We start from the raw sequence: 17,130 nt of genomic DNA, 5'->3' as shown, positions 1-17,130 counted from the left end.
CCTGCCACGCTGCGCCTCCACACATATTATTATATTCAAGTATAAGAATGTAAAAGCGATCACCTTGTGGAGGATACCATGCAACGAATTGCATCACGCCCGTCCGATACCTATTCGCCGCTCTACTTCCTGGCCGCGCTCGGCGCCGGGGGGCTGGTGGTGACCTTCTTCATGTGGCTGATGTTCTGGATCCCGCATCCCGGCCAGCCGGTGCCCCTGTTCGAGGATATCGCCGCCGCGTTCGCCAGCGGCTCCTTGCTGGTCCAGGCGATGATCGTGGTGGCAATGCTGGGCATTGCCGGGTTTGCCGTGCTCAACATCAAGTCACTGGTCTGGAACCTGCGGCGCTTCGCCGATTGGCGCCGGACCGAAGGCTATGCGAAATTTGCGCTTACCAATGCCCAGAGCCAGGTACTGGCCCTGCCACTGGCGCTGGCCATGACGGTCAATGTGCTGTTCATCCTGGGCATGGTCTTTGTCCCCGGCCTGTGGTCGGTGGTCGAAGTCCTGTTCCCGCTGGCGATGATCGCCTTTCTGGCCATCGGTGTGCTGGCGTTCCGCATGTATGGCGCGTTCCTCGGCCGGGTGCTGACCGAAGGCGGGTTCAATTGTGCCGCCAACAACAATTTCGGCCAGATCCTGCCGGCCTTTGCCTTTGCCATGGTGGGGGTCGGTCTGGCTGCGCCTGCGGCGCTGAGCACCGTTCCGGCGGTGTCGGGGCTGGGGATTGTGCTGTCGACCTTCTTTCTGGTGACGGCTGCGGTGATCGCGCTGCTGGCGATGATCCTGGGGATCCGGTCGATGATGGAAAACGGTGCCAATCCCGAAACCGCACCGACGCTGATGATCATCGTGCCGCTGATCACCGTCCTGGGTATCCTGGGTCTGCGCCAGTCGCATGGGCTGCACGAGCACTTTGGTGCGGCCAGCACCGCGGGCGATGCGCTGAGCCTGCTGACGACCTATGTATCGGTGCAGGTGCTGTTCGGCCTGTTCGGTCTGTTGATCCTGGCACGGCAGGGCTATGCACGGCGCTTCCTGTTCGGGGCCGAGAACTCGCCCGGCTCCTATGCGCTGGTTTGCCCCGGTGTCGGCTTTGCGGTGATGATCCACTTCTTTGTCAACCGCGGGCTGGTGGATGCCGGTCTGGTCACGCAATTCGGGCCGGTGTTCTGGGCGGTGACGGCGGTGGCGCTGGCCGCACAGGTGGCAATGATCTGGCTGGTGCTGCATCTGAACCGCCGCCATTTCGGCGCCCCGAAAGAGTCCGCAGCGGTTCCGGCGGAATGAGCAGGGGGTGACACTATGGAAAAAGGGGCCGCGCGGACTGCGCGGCCCCTTTTACATGCGCGCCTGCCCCCGCGGCCTGATCGACACGCGCCCCACCCGCCCACCCGCGCGCGCCGATCAGGCCGCGGGGGCAGGCGGGCGCTGGGGTCGGTCAGCCGCGCCCGTGGGGGGCGTTGAAATCCAGCCGGGGGCCTATGGGGATGATCCGGTGCGGATTGATGGTGTCATGGCTGTAATGGTAGTGGCGCACCACATGGTCCAGGTTGAAGGTCGCCGCCACGTCGGGCCATTGGTAAAGTTCGCGCGTGTAGGCCCAGAGGTTGGGGTAATCCACGATCCGCGCGCGGTTGCATTTGAAATGCCCGTGATAGACCGCATCAAAGCGCAAGAGCGTGGGCAGCAGGCGCCAATCGGCCTCGGTCACCTGATCGCCCATCAGATAGCGGTTCTCGGCCAGACGGGATTCCAGCCAGTCCAGCGTGTCAAACAGCGCGCTGACGGCATCATCATAGGCGGCTTGCGCGGTGGCGAAGCCAGATTTGTAGACGCCATTATTGAGCGTGTCATAGATGCGGTCGTTGACGGGTTCGATGTCTGCGCGAAGGGCCTCGGGCCAGTAGTCATCGGTGTTGCCGGTAATCTTGTCGAAGGCCGAGTTGAACATGCGGATGATCTCTGCCGATTCATTCGACACGATGGTATTGCGGTCCTTGTCCCAGAGCACCGGAACCGTCACGCGGCCCGAGACATCGGGTTTCGCACGGGTGTAGACCTCGCGCATGTAGCTATGGCCGAACAGCGTGTCACCGGTCGCGCCGGGGAAATCGGTGCGGAATTCCCAGCCATCCGTGAGCATGTCCGGATGCACGACCGAGACATCGATATGCGGCTCCAGCCCTTTGAGCGCGCGAAAGATCAGGGTCCGGTGCGCCCAGGGGCAGGCATAGGAGACATACAGGTGATAGCGCCCGCTTTCAGCCTTGAATCCCCCCTCGCCCGAAGGGCCGGCGCTGCCATCGGCCGTGACCCAGTTGCGAAAGCGCGAGGTGTCACGCTGGAACGCGCCCCCGCTTTTTGACGTGTCATACCAGCCGGTATCCCATTCGCCATTGACCAGCTTGCCCATGTGATTCTCCTGCGTTTGCGTTGCCGCAAAGGTATGTGTTGCACCAGGGGGCGCAATTGGCGGGTCCGCGCAGGACGTGTTTGCGGATGCGCAACCGCGCGCTCAGTTCGTGCGGCGGCTGGGCACGAAGGGCAAGGGCGCGATGGCGATGCCGTCTTCCAGCAGGGCGCGGGCCTCGGCGGGTTTGGCTTCGCCATGGATGAGGCGTTCGGGGCGTTCGCCCAGGTGCATCTGGCGGGCCTGGGTGGCGAAATCGCGGCCGACATAATCGGAATTCGCCTCGACATGGGCGCGCAGGGCTTGCAGGCGGGATTCGAGTTCTGACGTGGCCGAGGCCACGGGCACGGCGCTGTTGTCAGACGCGACGGGTTCGGGGGCTTGCTGGCGGCGCGCGGTGGTCACGGCTGGCGCCATCAGCGCCTTTTCGATATCCGGGCTGGCGCAAACGGGGCAGGTGACATGCCCGGCGGCGCGCAGCTTCTCATAGGCCTCACCGGACTGGAACCAGCTTTCGAATCCGTGGTCATTCGGGCATTTGAGCGAAAATCGGATCATGTTTCCTGCTTTCCGACAGTGTCCTTGTAAATACGCCGTGGGGCAGGAAAATCAAGATGATGGGCGTGGGGTGCCCTCGTCTTTTCCGGGGTGGGAGGGTATCACAGGGGCGGGAGAAAGGGAGGCATGACAGAATGATCGACATGCATCAGGATATCCGGGATGCCGTGACGCGGCTTTGTGCGGATTTTCCGGGCGCCTACTGGCGCAAACTGGACGCCGAGCGCGCCTATCCTTCGGAATTCGTCGACGCCCTGACCGCGCAGGGCTATCTGGCCGCGCTGATCCCCGAGGAGTATGGCGGGATCGGCCTGGGCCTGTCGGCGGGGGCGGCGATTCTTGAGGAAATCCACCGCTCGGGCGGGAATGCGGGCGCCTGCCATGCGCAGATGTATACCATGGGCACGCTGCTGCGCCACGGCAGCGACGCGCAAAAGGCCCGCTACCTGCCCGGCATCGCCAGCGGCGATCTGCGGCTGCAGGCCTTTGGCGTGACCGAACCCGGCAGCGGCACCAACACCCCCGCCATCAAGACCTTTGCCCGGCGTGAGGGGGACCGCTACATCGTCAACGGCCAGAAGATCTGGACCAGCCGCGCCGAATACTCGGACCTGATGATCCTGCTGGCCCGGACCACGCCCGCGGATCAGGTGGCCAAACGCACGGACGGGCTGTCGGTATTCATTCTGGACATGAAGGCGGCGCGCGAGGCCGGGATGCGGATTTCGCCCATCCGCACCATGATGAACCACGCCACCTGCGAGGTGTTCTTCGACGATGTGGAAATCCCCGTCGAGAACCTTATCGGCGAGGAAGGGCGCGGCTTTCGCTACATCATGTCCGGCATGAACGCGGAACGCATCCTGATCGCCGCCGAATGCATTGGCGATGCGAAATGGCTGATCGACAAGTCCAGCGCCTATGCGAAGGAGCGCGAGGTCTTTGGCCGCCCCATCGGCCAGAACCAGGGCATCGCCTTTCCCATCGCGCAGGCTTACGCCCGGATGCGGGCGGCGGAACTGATGGTCCACGACGCCGTGCGCCGCTATGAAGCCGGCGAGAACCCCGGCGCCGAGGCCAACATGGCCAAGATGCTGGCAGCCGAGGCCAGTTGGGAGGCCGCCGAGGCCGCCGTCCAGACCCATGGCGGCTTCGGCTTCGCCGAGGAATACGACATCGAGCGCAAGTTCCGCGAAACCCGCCTCTATCAGGTGGCGCCGATTTCCACGAACCTGATCCTGTCCTATATCGCCGAACATGTGCTGGGGATGCCGCGCAGTTACTGACCGGCCGGGGCGGGGCTTGCATCCCTGCGCCGCCCGGTGAAGGATCATGCCCACCCCATGATGACAAAGCCGGAGGACCCCATGCCCCAGATCACGCCGCAGACCAAAGGGGTCTTCGTGATTGCCGCAACCCCCTTTGCCCCCGATGGCGCGCTGGACATGGCCAGCATCGACCGCATGATCGATTTCTACCGCGATGCGGGGGCCGATGGCGTGACGATCCTGGGGGTCATGGGCGAAGCACCGAAGCTGACGCCCGAGGAATCGCTGAGTGTCATCCGCGCGACCCTGACCCGGGCCGGGAACATGCCGGTGATTGTCGGTGTCTCGGCCCCGGGGCTGGCGGCGATCCGGGACCTGGGACTCCGGGCCATGGATATGGGGGCTGCCGGGGTGATGGTGGCGCCGCCCGGCAGCCTGCGCACGAATGAGCAGATCATCGGTTATTACGGCCATGTGGTCGAGGCGTTGGGTCCGGATGTGCCGCTGTGCCTGCAGGATTTTCCGCTGGTCACCGGAGTGACCATCAGCCCCGCCACGCTGGGCGCGATCTTCGAGGCGCATCCGTCGGTGGTGATGCTGAAACATGAGGACTGGCCGGGGCTGTCCAAGATCACCACCTTGCGCAAGGCCGAGGCTGCCGGTCGGCGGCGTGTATCGATCCTGTGCGGCAATGGCGGCATGTTCCTGCCCGAAGAGATTCGCCGCGGCGCCGACGGGGCCATGACCGGCTTCGCCTACCCCGAGATGATGGTGCAGGTCTGCCGCCTCAGTGCGGCGGGGGACCATGATCGCGCGCAGGATGTGTTTGACGCCTATCTGCCGCTGGTGCGCTATGAGCAGCAGCAGGGCGTGGGGCTGGCGGCGCGGAAATACACGCTGGCGCGGCGGGGGATCATCGCCTCGGACACGCAGCGCAAGCCGGGCCAGGCACTCTCGTCCGAGGCGGTGGCCGAGCTGGATTTCCTGATCCGGCGGCAGGAGCGGCGGCTGGCCGAACTGGGCTGAGCCGATCCCCCGGCTTCGGCTGTCAGCGCTCCGCGCGCCTTGGGGGCGCCTTGGGGGCGCCGGGCCAGAGTCCCGCCATGATGGCCGCGGTTTGGTTGGGGGGTATGCGCGCCGCCCTGTGGCAGGCGTCCGGTCATGAAGAAGGGCGACGAGGTCACCTCGCCGCCCCTTATCCTGACTGAAGCGCTGTTGCGCTCAGGCCGCCGAGAGCAGGGCGCGGGCTTCATGCGCCTTGAGCACCATGCGGGCGCTGTCGAAGCTGCGCTGGCCTGTGCTGCTGGCTAGCTCGGGGAATAGCTGCAGCACTTCCTCGCGCTGCTTGTCGTCAAGGCCAGCCATCGCCCAGTCGGCGGGCTGGAAGCTTTCGCTCCAGGTGCCATCGGCGCGCACGATCTCGTGACGTTCGAACATGATATGCACATAGGTCACGTCCGAATGGTCACGGGTGATGCCGGGCAGGCCGATCATGTGCAGGGCGGGGACCAGAACCTCACGCTCGCCGAACATGAGTTCGGAGCGGGGGCCGGTGACCAGCATCCGGTGCTGGGGCGAGACGCGCATGGCGCGTTCGGGCAGGCCGCCCCCCAGGGCGCCCGCGGCGATCAGGACCGGGGCAATCGCCTCATTGGTGGCCAGCTCTGCGGCGCCGACGCTGCGCTGTCCGCACCAGGCCAGCGGCAGGTAGCCATTGTCCCGGGTCAGCACCAGATCACCGGGGCGCAGCGTTTCCACCGCAACCGCGCCATCCGGCGTGTCGATCAGGGTGCCGGCGGTGAAGCAGGGGATGTCAACTTCGTTGTCATTGCCAAGCTTATTGGCAAAGCTGCCATCTTCCTGTTCGTAGGAATAGATGAAGAGTTCCTCGGTCGGCGGGCTGAAGACGTTGAGCGTGTTGATGGGGTCGCCGGTCCAGCCTGCCTCAGGGTCGGTCAGGGAGTCGGCGGGGACCACCAGGTTCAGGGGGGCGCCGTCAGGGTCTTCGAGGCGCAGGCCGATGGCCTGGCCTTGAAACGGCGCCTCTTCCTGCGTTTCGAGGTTGATGGTCGTGCCCTGGGCCCAGAAATCGTAGATATTGGTCAGGGTGAATTCCATGCCGTTGATATCCACCGTGGCCCCCGGTCCGATGGATTCGCCTTCAAGATTGCCTTCGAACACAAGCCCGTCAAGCACCTCGACAAAATCGCCATTGTCGAAGGCGTAGGCCTGGCCCTGGGCCTGGGTGTTGACGCCAGGCGTTCCGGCGCTCAACACGATGGCGTCATTAATGGTCACACTCATATTCACTTCCCCTGATCGATCCGGGAACGCATTGGGTCCCGAGAATCTGACGACCCACTGGCCCAGCCAGGTGGTCTGGCGGGAGCCCTACCAGAACCCGGGCTGGTGTGCAGCCCGGCCAAAGGTAGAACCAGCGGTTGTGATTATCATAATTCGCATCAGAATCTGCGTGAAACATGCCGGGAATGTGTCAAAACATAGAAATACACTGTTTCCAGAGTGTGAATTCAGGCGTATTTTGCGCGAAAAAACAACCCATGGTTGAAATTTTCGAATTCAACTCAGCCTTGACGATATAATGCCGGTATTCACGCCCCCCCTCCGCAATTCGCCGAAGAGGCGCTGATACTCCATTTTCGGGCAGCGGTCCTGAACCGTGTCGATGCCGTGGTCGCCTGCGCGCCTGGCTGATTCGGCGTGGGTGACGCCGATCTGCAGCCAGATCGTGCGCAGGCCGGGGAGATGTTCCAGCGCTTCATCGACCAATGCGGGCACATGTTCCGAGCGGCGAAAGATATCCACCATATCCACATCGGGCGGGCATTCGGAGAGCGAAGCGCGCACGGTTTCCCCCAGGATTTCGCTGCCCGCATGACCCGGGTTGACCGGAATGATGCGAAAGCCCTTGAGCTTCAGGTAGCGGGCCACGAAGTAGCTGGGCCGGACGGGATTGGGCGAAACACCCACAATGGCAATGACCCTGGTGCGGTTCAGGATCTGTTTCAGGAAGCTGTCGGAATACTCGGTCATGGGGCTTTCCGGTGGTTGGTTCAGGCGTGGTTGCCGGGGGGCGGGGGCTCCCGCCCGTCGGGGGCGGATTGGAAATCCGACCCCTCCCGTTGGGCGGGGCGGCGCGCTGGCGCGCGCCGGCAGGGGCGCCGAGGATCAGGGGGAGTTGAGCACGCCAGCGCATTGCCCGGGAAGATCGGCCATGGTGAATTCGCGCGGATGGCGTCGCCGGGGTGGGGCGGGTTCGGTGCGTTCGCGCCGGGGCGGGTCCAGGAAGTCGGTGACCCACCATTGCAGCGTGTCATCGCAGCCATTGCCGCCGTTGGAAAGCTCGGCCACCGTGGGGGACTGGGTCTGGCAGGCGCTGGAGCCCGCAGGGCAGCGCAGGCGCACGTGGAAGTGGTAGTTGTGGCCCACGGCGGGGCGGATGCGTTGCAGCCAGGGCGTGTCGGCGCGGGTGGCGGTGCGGCACATCTCCAGCTTCACGGCGGCGGCGACGAAAATGCGGTCCACGCGCGGATCGGACGCGGCGGCGCGCAGCAGCGCGTGGTGCTGCGGGGTCCAGTGCGAGGTGACGCTGCGCTGGTCGGCGCTGCGCACGGAGATCGAGCTGAGCGATTCGCGCTCGGCCCGCGACAAATCCAGCCGGTGCGGCGGGCGCATCCAGATGTCGATGTCCAGGCCGATCTGGTGGCTGGCATGCCCCGAGGTCATGGGCCCGCCGCGCGGCTGGCTGATATCGCCGACATAGAGCCCGCGCCACCCGATCTGCGTGGCCGTGCGGCTGAGGTCCTGGACATAGGCGATGGCCTCGGGGTGGCCCCAGTTGCGGTTGCGCGAGAGCCGCATGGCCTGCCATGTGGGCCCGGTTTCCGGCAGGCGCACCAGCCCGGCGGCGCAGCCATTGGCGTAGGAGCCGATGGCCTGCGGCGTCTGGAGCGATGGCGCCTGATGCGCGCCGAAAAGCTGGTTGGCAAGGGCCTGCGCCGCTGCCGGCAAGGGCAGGCCGATGAGGGCCAGGATCAGGCCGAGGGTTGGGGCGCGCATCGGAACTCGGGTTCTCCTTCGGGTTTGACCCACAGTAGCAGCACCAGCCCCAGCGCGAAAAGCCCGATCAGGGGGGTGACGCCCAGGCGCTGGTCATCGGTGATCATGGTGGCCAGCGCGATCAGCCCCGGCGCGACAAAGGACAGCACCTTGCCCGAAAGCGCATAGAGGCCGAAGCCCTCGGTCATGCGTTCGGGGTTGGCCTGGCGGACCATCATGGTGCGCGAGGCCGCCTGCAGGCTGCCGCCACCCACACCGATCAGCGCACCGCAGATGTAGAAGGCGATGTCAGGCAGGTTGGAGTCAGCCGTTACGGGCAGGAACAGGACCATGGTCCGATCCGTTCCCACGATGATGGTGCAGACGGCGATCAGCAGCAGGATCGCGCCGATGATCACGGGCTTTGGGCCCAGGCGGGAATCCAGCTTGCCGCCCAGCCAGCAGCCCACCGCGCCGACTGCCGCCGCCAGAATGCCGAAGACGCCGATCTGGACGATGGACCAGCCCAGCACCCCGGCGGCATAGATGCCGCCGAAGGCATAAATCCCGTTCAGCCCGTCGCGATAGACCATCGAGGAGCCCAGATAGGCAAAGAGGCTGCGCCGCGCGGGGAGGGCGCGCAGGGTGTGTTTCAGCTCGACCAGGCCGCGGCGGATGGCGCCGGGGGCCTGCTGCGGGGTTGGGGGTTCGCGCACCCACAGGAAGAACGGGATCACGAAGATCACATACCACAGTGCCGAAAACGGCCCCACGGCGCGTGTGCCCTCGCGCGCGTCGGGGTCCAGGCCCAGGATCGGTTCGATGCCGATCAGGGTCACACCGGCCTCATCCTCGGCCAGGAGCAGCAGCATGATGACCAGCGAGGCCAGCCCACCGATATATCCCAGCGCCCAGCCATTGCCCGAGATGCGGCCCAGATCCTCGCGCTTGCCAAGGCTGGGCAGGATGGCGTTGGTAAAGACGATCCCGTATTCCAGCCCCACCATGCCGATGGCAAAGGCCACCAGGATCAGCAGGATGGTGCCCGTATCCGCCCCCGGCACCGCCCACCACAGCGAAAACGCGCCCGCCACGTAAAGCACGGACCAGCCCGCGATCCAGACCCGCTTGTACCCGGAATTGTCGGCAATCGCACCCAGAACGGGTGCGAAAAGCGCCGTCACCACGCCCGAGATCGCCAGCATCCAGCCCCACATGGCCTGCCCGCTTACCGGGTCCGGGGCCACGGCCGAGGCGAAATACGGCCCGAAGATGAAGGTCAGCAACAGGGTGTTGTAGGGCTGGTTCGCCCAGTCGAACATCCACCAGCCCCAGATGCGCTTCCTCGCCGTGATATCGGCGCTCATGCCCGTCGCTCCCCCGTGGCTGCTGCCCCGTCATAGAACGAGGCTTGGCCGCGTGATGCAAGGGGGGATGTCGTCACGCTCTGGTGCACTCAGGCCTGCGGCTTCGGGGGGTGTGGCGCCAGCACCCCGCCGCGCCCCGTCCCGGCCGCGCTCCCACCCGCCCACCCGCGCGCGCCCGGGACGCGGCGCGGCGGGGTGGGTTCAGCCGCCCAGGGGGCGCAGCATCTCGCGGCTGATGATGTGGCGCTGGATTTCGGAGGTGCCTTCCCAGATCCGTTCCAGCCGCGCATCGCGCCAGATGCGTTCCAGCGGCAATTCATCCATCAGCCCCATGCCGCCATGGATCTGGATCGCCTCATCGGCGACCATGGCCAGCATCTCTGACGCTTTCAGTTTCGCCATGGCCATGTCGGCTTCGGTCACGGTGCCTGCATCATATTTCCAGCCGGCTTCCCAGGTCAGCAGTTCGGCTGCCTTCAGCTCGGTCGCCATGTCGGCCAGTTTGAAGCCGATGCCCTGGAACTTGCCGATCTGCTGGCCGAACTGGCGCCGCTCGGCCGCCCAAGACAGCGCGTGTGCCAGCGCCCGGTCGGCGCGGCCCAAGCAGGTGGCGGCCACCTGCAGCCGGGTGGCGCCCAGCCATTTGCCCGCGACCTCGAAGCCCTTGTGGACCTCGCCCAGGACGTTTTCCGCCGGGATGCGGCAATCGTCGAATTCCAGGATCGCGTTGGTATAGCCGCGATGGGCCACGTTGCGGTAGCCTTCCCGCACGGTGAAGCCCTTGGTGCCCTTGTCCACGAAGAAGGCGGTGATCTTCTTCTTGCGCCCGCGGGGCGTGTCCTCTTCGCCGGTGGCCATGAAGGCGATGGTGAAGCCCGCGATATCGGCATGGGAGATGAAATGCTTGGTGCCGTTGAGCACCCAGTCGGTGCCGTCCTGCCGGGCGCTGGCGGACATGCCGCGCAGGTCGGACCCCGCGCCGGGTTCGGTCATGGCCAGGCAATCCCAGGTCTCGCCCTTCATGCAGGGCACCAGGTATTTTTCACGCTGTTCGGGCGTGCCGGCCAGCAGGATGTTCGACGGGCGCGCCACGCAGGTCCAGTGCAGGGCGTAATTCGCCCGGCCCAGTTCCTTTTCATAGAGCAGCCAGGACAGGGTATCGAGCCCGGCGCCGCCGACATCCTCGGGCATGTTGGCGGCATAGAGCCCGGCGGCCATGGCCTTGGCCTGCAGCTCGCGGATCAGCTCCATGGGCAGGTGGCCGGTGCGTTCGATCTCGGCCTCGTGGGGGTAAAGCTCGGTTTCGACGAAGGCGCGGGTGGTCTCCACGATCATGCGCTGTTCGTCGGTCATGGCAAAATGCATCAGTCTTTCCTTTGTCCGACATGGCGGCCCGCGCCGGTGGGGCGGGGCAGGGTCTGGTGGGCTTTGGCGATCGGCATCAGACGCTCCAGCACTGCGGGGGCGGCGGGGCAGGTGCGCCCGGCGGCTGTGTCCACATGCAGCAGCATCTGTTCCACGCTTGCCACCGTTTCGCCGTCCCGCGCGATACGGATGAACAGGTGAAGCCGCTTTTCGTCGGCCCCCAGGACCTGCACCGATCCGGTCAGCCGGTGCCCCAGCTTTGCCTCGCCATGGTGCAGGATATGGGTTTCGGCGGTGTAATAGCTGTGCCCGCCCTGCACATAGTCCAGGCCCGCGCCGATGAAGCGCAGGAAGGCATCGGTGGTTTCCGAGGAGGCAAACAGATAGCGGCTTTCGGTCATGTGGCCGTTGTAGTCGATCCAGCCGGGCAGGACCTGCATCTGCGCCATCACCATGGGTGCGGCGGTGTCCGGGGTGGGGGCGGGGGTGGTCTGGCGCTGGCGGGCGTCATGTTCCAGCAGCACGCGCCCGGCGCCCCAGTTGCGCTCTTTCAGGACGCGCAGGAAGCCGATCAGATTGGCATCGCGGATGCGCTCCAGCTCACGGATGGACAGGTGCCCTGACTGGTCGTCCGACTGCCCGGCGATCAGGTTCACCAGGTCATCGTTGAACTCGGGCACATCCATCAGCCGGGTCCAGGGCCAGGTCAGGCAGGGGCCGAACTGGGCCAGGAAATGGCGCATCCCGGCCTCGCCCCCGGCGATGCGGAAGGTCTCGAACAGCCCCATCTGCGCCCAGCGCAGGCCGAAGCCCATGCGGATGGCCTCGTCGATCTCCTCGGTGGTGGCGACGCCGTCCTTGACCAGCCAGAGCGCCTCGCGCCACACCGCTTCCAGGAAGCGGTCGGCGATATGGGCGTCGATCTCCTTGCGGACATGCAGCGGGAACATGCCGATGTCACGCATCAGCGCGCAGATATCGGCAATGCCCGCGGCGTCATTGGCTGCCGATGGCACGATTTCGACCAGCGGCAGCAGATAGACCGGGTTGAACGGATGCGCCACGAAGATCGCCCCGGGATTGCGGGCGTTCTCCTGCAGTTGCGAGGGCTTGTAGCCCGAGGTCGAACTGCCGATGGGCGTGTCCGGCGCGCTGGCCTGCACCTCGGCCAGGACGCGGTGTTTCAGGTCCAGCCGTTCGGGCGTGGATTCCTGGATGTAATCGGCGCCGCTGACGGCCTCGGCCAGGGTTGCGGCGAAGCGCAGGGTGCCTTCGGGGGGCATGGGCACGTCCGACAGCGCCGGAAGCGCGGCACGGGCGTTGTTCAGCACCGCCGCCAGGGTGCGTTCGGCGTTGGGGTCGGGGTCATAAACCGCCACCTCCCAGCCGTTGAGAAGAAACCGCGCGGCCCAGCCGCCGCCGATGACGCCGCCGCCGATGATCGCTGCCTTGGGCATCAATGCTCCGTCATTTTCAGATGTGAAAGGTCATAGCCGGCCGCGGCCAGCACCGCGCCGGCCTGCTCCAGCCGTTGGGGCGGGATATCCGGGCTGCGGTGCAGGATCCAGCCCGCGCGCCCGCTGGGCACGCCCACCACCGCCGTGTCATGGTCGGGTGCGACCCACAGCACCCAATAAGCGCCCGCAAAGGGGATCCGCCCCAGCCGTACCCGCAACTGCCCCGGCCCCACCACCGTGGCGCGCCCGGCGATCTGGCTGACCGGTCCATCAGGAGCGCCGCGGCGGCAGGTGTTGACCACCGTGATCGCGCCATCCTCGGGCGGGCCATAGTCGGCAGTGGTGGCGGTGCAGCCGCGCTGGAAGGGGACGGGAAAGCGCGCGACCTCATACCAGCGGCCGGCATAGGCATCCAGATCCAGCGCCGCCACGGGGGTCATGGGCGCGTCCGTGTCGCGCCAGACCGTGCCGCAGCCCGCCAGAAGGGCCAGCGCAAGGGCGGCCAGGAGCCTCATGCCGGGCCGCGTTTTTCAAGCTGCAGGCGCTCGCGCACGGCCTGCGGGCCGATGACCTTGGCGCCCATGTTTTCCAGGATGGTCACCGCGCGCTCCACCAGTTGCGCATTGGTGGCCAGCACGCCCTTGTCCAGGAACAGGTTATCCTCCAACCCCACGCGGACATTTCCGCCCGCAAGGGCCGCAGCGGCCACATAGGGCATCTGGTTGCGCCCCAGGGCAAAGCCGGACCAGTGCCAGCCCGCAGGCACATTGTTCACCATGGCCATGAAGGTGTTCAGATCATCCGGCGCGCCCCAGGGCACGCCCATGCACAGCTGCACCAGCACCGGGTCGGGGATGATCCCTTCGGCCACAAGCTGCTTGGCGAACCACAGATGGCCGGTGTCAAAGGCCTCGATCTCCACCCGGACGCCGCTTTCGACCATCCGCGCGGCCATGTCGCGCAACATGCCGGGGGTGTTGACCATGATGTAATCGGCCTCGGCGAAGTTCATGGTGCCGCAATCAAGTGTGCAGAGTTCGGGGCGGCAGTCCACCACATGCTGCACGCGCTCGGCCGCGCTGATCATGTCGGTGCCGGTGACGGGCGGCAGGGGGGTGTCGGTGCCGCCCAGCGTCAGATCGCCGCCCATGCCGGCGGTCAGGTTCAGCACCACATCGACCGATGCCTCGCGGATGCGCTCGGTCACCTCGCGGTACAGCGCCGGATCGCGCGAGGGGGCGCCGGTGTCCGGGTCGCGCACATGGCAATGCACGATGGCCGCGCCCGCGCGGGCGGCGTCGATGGCGGCATCGGCGATTTGCGCGGGCGAGCGGGGCACATGCGGGCTGCGGTCCTGGGTGCCCCCGGATCCGGTCACGGCACAGGTGATGAAGACCTCGCGGTTCATGGTCAGCGGCATCGGAAGCTCCCTCTTTCGGCCTCGGTGTTTCGCGGCATACCAACACCCGGTCGATGGCGGAATGCAAGCCCTTCCGGCAAGTTTCGGGCGCAGGGGCCTTGCGCCCGGCGCGCGGTCTTGGCACAGCTTCGTCCCGGATCGGCAAAGGAGGTTCAGATGCGTTACGCCCCGGTGACAGATCGGCTTGCCGATCTGGGCAGTGCGAAATGGGCGGTGCATTACCGTGCCCGCGAGTTGGAGCGTCAGGGCCGCGAGGTCATCCTGCTGACCATTGGCGAGCCGGATGTGAACATCCCCGAAACCCTGATCGACGTGGCCGCGCGGGCCATGCATGCCGGGCGCACCGGCTATTCCGATGGCCGGGGCGAGGCCGAGCTGCTGGATGCGCTGTCCGCACGCTATACCGAGCGGCTGGGCCGGCCCATGGAGCCGCAGAATTTCGTCGCCTTTCCCGGCACCCAGACCGCGCTTTATGCGGTGCTGATGGCCATGGCCCATGACGGCTGCGAGGTGTTGGTGGGCGACCCCATGTATGCCACCTATGAAGGCGTCATCGCCGCCTGCGGGGCAACCCCGGTCGCCGTGCCGCTGCGCCCCGAACAGGGCTTTCGCATCCAGCCCGCCGATCTGGAGGCCGCGATCACCCCGGCCACGCGGGTGATCTTCCTCAACACCCCCCACAATCCCACCGGCGCCGTGCTGCGCCGTGCCGAGGTCGAGGCGATCCTGGACCTGGCCCGCGCCCATGACCTCTGGGTGCTGTCGGATGAGGTCTATGAGGATCTGGTGTTCGGGCCTGAACCCTTCATCTCGCCCTTCGCACTGGATGCCGAGCGCGTGGTGGTCACCAACAGCCTGTCCAAGAGCCATGCCGCCGCCGGGTTCCGCACCGGGTGGTGCGCGGGCCCGGCCGAGTTCTGCGCCAGGGTGTTGCCGCTGGCCGAAACCATGCTGTTCGGCAACCAGCCCTTCATTGCCGACATGACCGCGGCGGCCCTGCGTGAACCGGATCTTGTGGCCGCAGGGCTGCGCCAGCGGCTGGGGCGGCGACTGGCGCTGGTGCAATCCCGGCTGGACGGGGTCGCCGGGTTGCGGGTGCACCCGGCCGAGGCCGGCATGTTCGCGCTGATCGACACCCGTGGCGCCCGCGACGGGGGCGCCGACGCCTTTGCCCATGCGCTGGTCGAGGCGACGGGCGTGGCGGTGATGCCCGGCACCTCGTTCGGGGCGGTGCTGGACAGCTGGATCCGGATCAGCCTGACCGTGGATGATGCGGTGCTCGAACGCGCCTGCGACCTGATTGCCGGGTTTGCGGGCGCCACCCCGGCGCCGGTTGCCGTTCCGGGCTGAAGGCGCTTGCAGGGGCCGGGCGCGCGGGGCCTGATGCCAGACACCCCGCCGCGCCGCCAGCCATCACCATTCCGGCGCGGTTGAACAGGGCGGCTTTGCGGGGCATTGCCGTGGTCCGTCCATTTGCGCGCCGCCGCACAGCGCCCGGGGACGGTCGCAAGGGGCATGACGCGCAGCGCGGCGTCCGGGGTCGGCAAGGGCCGCCGGTCTGCCGTCAGTCGCTGCCGCGCAGCCAGACGGTGACGGAATCGACAAGCCCGGCGGCCCATTGCAGCGCGCCCTCGACCAGCCGGACATATCCGGCCAGCGCATCTGCGAGCGGCGGAACAGCCTGGGCCAGCGGCTCTGCAAACATATACAGCAGCACCAGCGCAAGCATGGCAATGACGACCGCGGTGAACCCCTGCACGAACCCCCCGCGGGAGTCGGCATCGGGGGTGGCGTGCTCGCTGCCTTCGGCATTGCTGCGCCGGGCTTTCTCGGGCTTGAGGGTGGAACTGATGCTTTCGATATCCGGCAGCAGCCCGCCACGGGTGCCCTCGGTGTCGGCCCTGGCGCGCGCGGGTTCCGGCGGGGCCGCGGCTTCGGCCTTGCGCGCCCGGCGCCCGCCGGAGGACGGGGCCTGCGGTTCCAGCCCGGAGGCAGGCTCGGCAGGGTCGGCGGGCGTTTCCGGCGCGGGATCAGGCGGCGCATCGGCTGCGGGCGGTTCCTGCGGCACGGTGGGCCGGGCGGCCTCCTGCGCGCGCAGGCGTTCCTCATGGGCGGCTTCGGCGCGCAGCACGTCAACCACCGCCGGGTCGATCGGGCGGCGCGCGCTCTCGGCAGCCGGAGGGGTGGCCGGAGGGGCGGCGGCAGCGGGGGTATCGGTGCCCTCGTCCTCGCCCGCCGCAGGGGTGCTGTCATCGGCGGCGCTGGCGGCATCGATTTCGGCCGGATACTGGAACCAGGCGTGGCCACAGGCCGAACACTGCACATCGCGCCCGGTCGCAGGCACAAGCGCGTCGTCGATCTCGTATTGTGCGCCGCACCCGGGACAGATCAAGCGCATGACGGGCGCTCCCTGATTGCGAAGTATCCGCCATTGGCACTTCGATTGCGGTGTTGTAGCAAGCCCAAAGGTGAAGTCCAAGCCGTAACGGGAGACCGGGTTGATCGAACTGGACGGTGTTGCACATAGTTACGGCGGGACCGAGCTGTTCAGCGATGTCTCGCTCAGCATGGGGCAGGGGAGTTTTCATTTCCTGACCGGTCCGTCGGGCGCGGGCAAGACCACGCTTCTCAAACTCTGCTACGGCGAATTGCAGCCGCGCAGCGGGGATGTGCGGCTGTTTGGCGAAAGTCGCCGCAAGATGGGGCGCAATGATCTGGCCCGGGCCCGCCAGCGGATCGGCGTGGTGCATCAGGACTGCCAGTTTCTGGATCATCTGCCGGTGCGCGAAAACGTGGCCCTGCCGCTGATCGCCAGTCAGCGCCCGGTTCCCGAAGGCGACCTTGACGACCTGCTGGGCTGGGTGGGGCTGTCGGCGCAGGCCGATGCGCTGCCGCCGACGCTTTCGGGGGGTGAGCGCCAGCGCGCGGCGCTGGCCCGCGCGGTGATGACCTCGCCCGAGGTGCTGCTGGCCGATGAGCCGACGGGCAACCTGGATTGGGACATGTCGGTGCGGCTGCTGTCGCTGCTGATCGAGCTGAACCGCATGGGTACGGCGGTGCTGATCGCCACCCATGACCTGAACCTGATCCGCACCGCCAAGTCGCAGATCTCGGCGCGGGTGCTGCGGATCGCGGGGCGGCGGATGCAGCTTGCCGGGGCCGATCTGTGAGCGGCGCGGCCCCCGAACCGCGCGAGACGCAGAAAACGGGCGACCGGCGCGCG

16 protein-coding genes are annotated in these 17,130 nt (G+C 66.8%); 5 read left to right on the top strand and 11 right to left on the bottom strand.

Going from position 1 to position 17,130, the window contains the following annotated elements:
* Positions 1 to 78: 78 nt before the first annotated feature.
* The gene (locus HUK65_RS06805; protein WP_179905398.1) at positions 79 to 1,290 is read left to right on the top strand and encodes a TsoY family (seleno)protein; all 1,212 of its coding nucleotides are present in this window, start codon (positions 79 to 81) and stop codon (positions 1,288 to 1,290) included.
* 151 nt (positions 1,291 to 1,441) lie between these two features.
* On the opposite strand, the gene HUK65_RS06800 is transcribed toward HUK65_RS06805, so the two are convergent.
* Positions 1,442 to 2,416, bottom strand: a complete 975-nt coding sequence (locus HUK65_RS06800) for a glutathione S-transferase family protein (RefSeq protein ID WP_179905397.1) — start codon at positions 2,414 to 2,416, stop codon at positions 1,442 to 1,444.
* Between the two features lie 102 nt (positions 2,417 to 2,518).
* Entirely contained in the window at positions 2,519 to 2,971 is a 453-nt protein-coding gene (locus HUK65_RS06795) for a DUF1178 family protein (RefSeq protein ID WP_179905396.1), read from the bottom strand.
* Positions 2,972 to 3,105: 134 nt separating this feature from the next.
* Between HUK65_RS06795 and HUK65_RS06790 the strand changes: the two genes are divergently transcribed.
* Complete coding sequence (locus HUK65_RS06790) at positions 3,106 to 4,257, top strand: acyl-CoA dehydrogenase family protein (RefSeq protein ID WP_179905395.1); 1,152 nt, start codon at positions 3,106 to 3,108, stop codon at positions 4,255 to 4,257.
* An 81-nt stretch (positions 4,258 to 4,338) separates the two neighbouring features.
* Positions 4,339 to 5,265 carry a dihydrodipicolinate synthase family protein gene (locus HUK65_RS06785; protein WP_179905394.1) on the top strand — a complete coding sequence of 309 codons (927 nt, stop codon included), beginning with the start codon at positions 4,339 to 4,341 and terminating at the stop codon, positions 5,263 to 5,265.
* 195 nt (positions 5,266 to 5,460) lie between these two features.
* On the opposite strand, the gene HUK65_RS06780 is transcribed toward HUK65_RS06785, so the two are convergent.
* The 8 genes from HUK65_RS06780 to HUK65_RS06745 all read right to left on the bottom strand — a co-directional run bounded on the left by HUK65_RS06780 (position 5,461) and on the right by HUK65_RS06745 (position 13,907).
* Complete coding sequence (locus HUK65_RS06780) at positions 5,461 to 6,543, bottom strand: Hint domain-containing protein (protein ID WP_179905393.1); 1,083 nt, start codon at positions 6,541 to 6,543, stop codon at positions 5,461 to 5,463.
* A gap of 276 nt (positions 6,544 to 6,819) precedes the next feature.
* A complete protein-coding gene (locus HUK65_RS06775) occupies positions 6,820 to 7,293 on the bottom strand; it encodes a CoA-binding protein (RefSeq protein ID WP_179905392.1) in 474 nt (157 codons plus the stop codon).
* A 135-nt stretch (positions 7,294 to 7,428) separates the two neighbouring features.
* Positions 7,429 to 8,319 (bottom strand): penicillin-insensitive murein endopeptidase, encoded by an 891-nt coding sequence (gene mepA / locus HUK65_RS06770; RefSeq protein ID WP_179905391.1) that lies wholly within the window; start codon positions 8,317 to 8,319, stop codon positions 7,429 to 7,431.
* A complete protein-coding gene (locus HUK65_RS06765) occupies positions 8,295 to 9,665 on the bottom strand; it encodes an MFS transporter (protein WP_179905390.1) in 1,371 nt (456 codons plus the stop codon). The genes mepA and HUK65_RS06765 overlap by 25 nt, the downstream gene beginning before the upstream one ends.
* Positions 9,666 to 9,866: 201 nt before the next feature.
* Positions 9,867 to 11,030, bottom strand: a complete 1,164-nt coding sequence (locus tag HUK65_RS06760) for an acyl-CoA dehydrogenase family protein (RefSeq protein WP_179905389.1) — start codon at positions 11,028 to 11,030, stop codon at positions 9,867 to 9,869.
* Entirely contained in the window at positions 11,030 to 12,487 is a 1,458-nt protein-coding gene (locus tag HUK65_RS06755) for a carnitine 3-dehydrogenase (RefSeq protein ID WP_179905388.1), read from the bottom strand. Before HUK65_RS06755 ends, HUK65_RS06760 begins: the two co-directional genes overlap by 1 nt.
* The gene (locus HUK65_RS06750) at positions 12,487 to 13,002 is read right to left on the bottom strand and encodes a lipocalin family protein (protein WP_179905387.1); all 516 of its coding nucleotides are present in this window, start codon (positions 13,000 to 13,002) and stop codon (positions 12,487 to 12,489) included. Before HUK65_RS06750 ends, HUK65_RS06755 begins: the two co-directional genes overlap by 1 nt.
* Complete coding sequence (locus HUK65_RS06745) at positions 12,999 to 13,907, bottom strand: BKACE family enzyme (protein ID WP_179905386.1); 909 nt, start codon at positions 13,905 to 13,907, stop codon at positions 12,999 to 13,001. Before HUK65_RS06745 ends, HUK65_RS06750 begins: the two co-directional genes overlap by 4 nt.
* Positions 13,908 to 14,063: 156 nt before the next feature.
* Here HUK65_RS06745 and HUK65_RS06740 point away from each other — a divergent pair, with 156 nt between their 5' ends.
* Complete coding sequence (locus HUK65_RS06740; protein ID WP_179905385.1) at positions 14,064 to 15,257, top strand: pyridoxal phosphate-dependent aminotransferase; 1,194 nt, start codon at positions 14,064 to 14,066, stop codon at positions 15,255 to 15,257.
* A gap of 214 nt (positions 15,258 to 15,471) precedes the next feature.
* On the opposite strand, the gene HUK65_RS06735 is transcribed toward HUK65_RS06740, so the two are convergent.
* Positions 15,472 to 16,305, bottom strand: coding sequence for a zinc-ribbon domain-containing protein (locus HUK65_RS06735; RefSeq protein WP_179905384.1), 834 nt, complete (start codon positions 16,303 to 16,305; stop codon positions 15,472 to 15,474).
* A 100-nt stretch (positions 16,306 to 16,405) separates the two neighbouring features.
* Here HUK65_RS06735 and HUK65_RS06730 point away from each other — a divergent pair, with 100 nt between their 5' ends.
* The gene (locus HUK65_RS06730) at positions 16,406 to 17,077 is read left to right on the top strand and encodes a cell division ATP-binding protein FtsE (RefSeq protein ID WP_179905383.1); all 672 of its coding nucleotides are present in this window, start codon (positions 16,406 to 16,408) and stop codon (positions 17,075 to 17,077) included.
* Positions 17,078 to 17,130: the final 53 nt, after the last annotated feature.

This window comes from Rhabdonatronobacter sediminivivens (assembly GCF_013415485.1).
GTDB lineage: Bacteria > Pseudomonadota > Alphaproteobacteria > Rhodobacterales > Rhodobacteraceae > Rhabdonatronobacter > Rhabdonatronobacter sediminivivens.
Note: the sequence above shows the minus strand (reverse complement) of the source record. Positions and strands in the feature narration are given on the sequence as shown.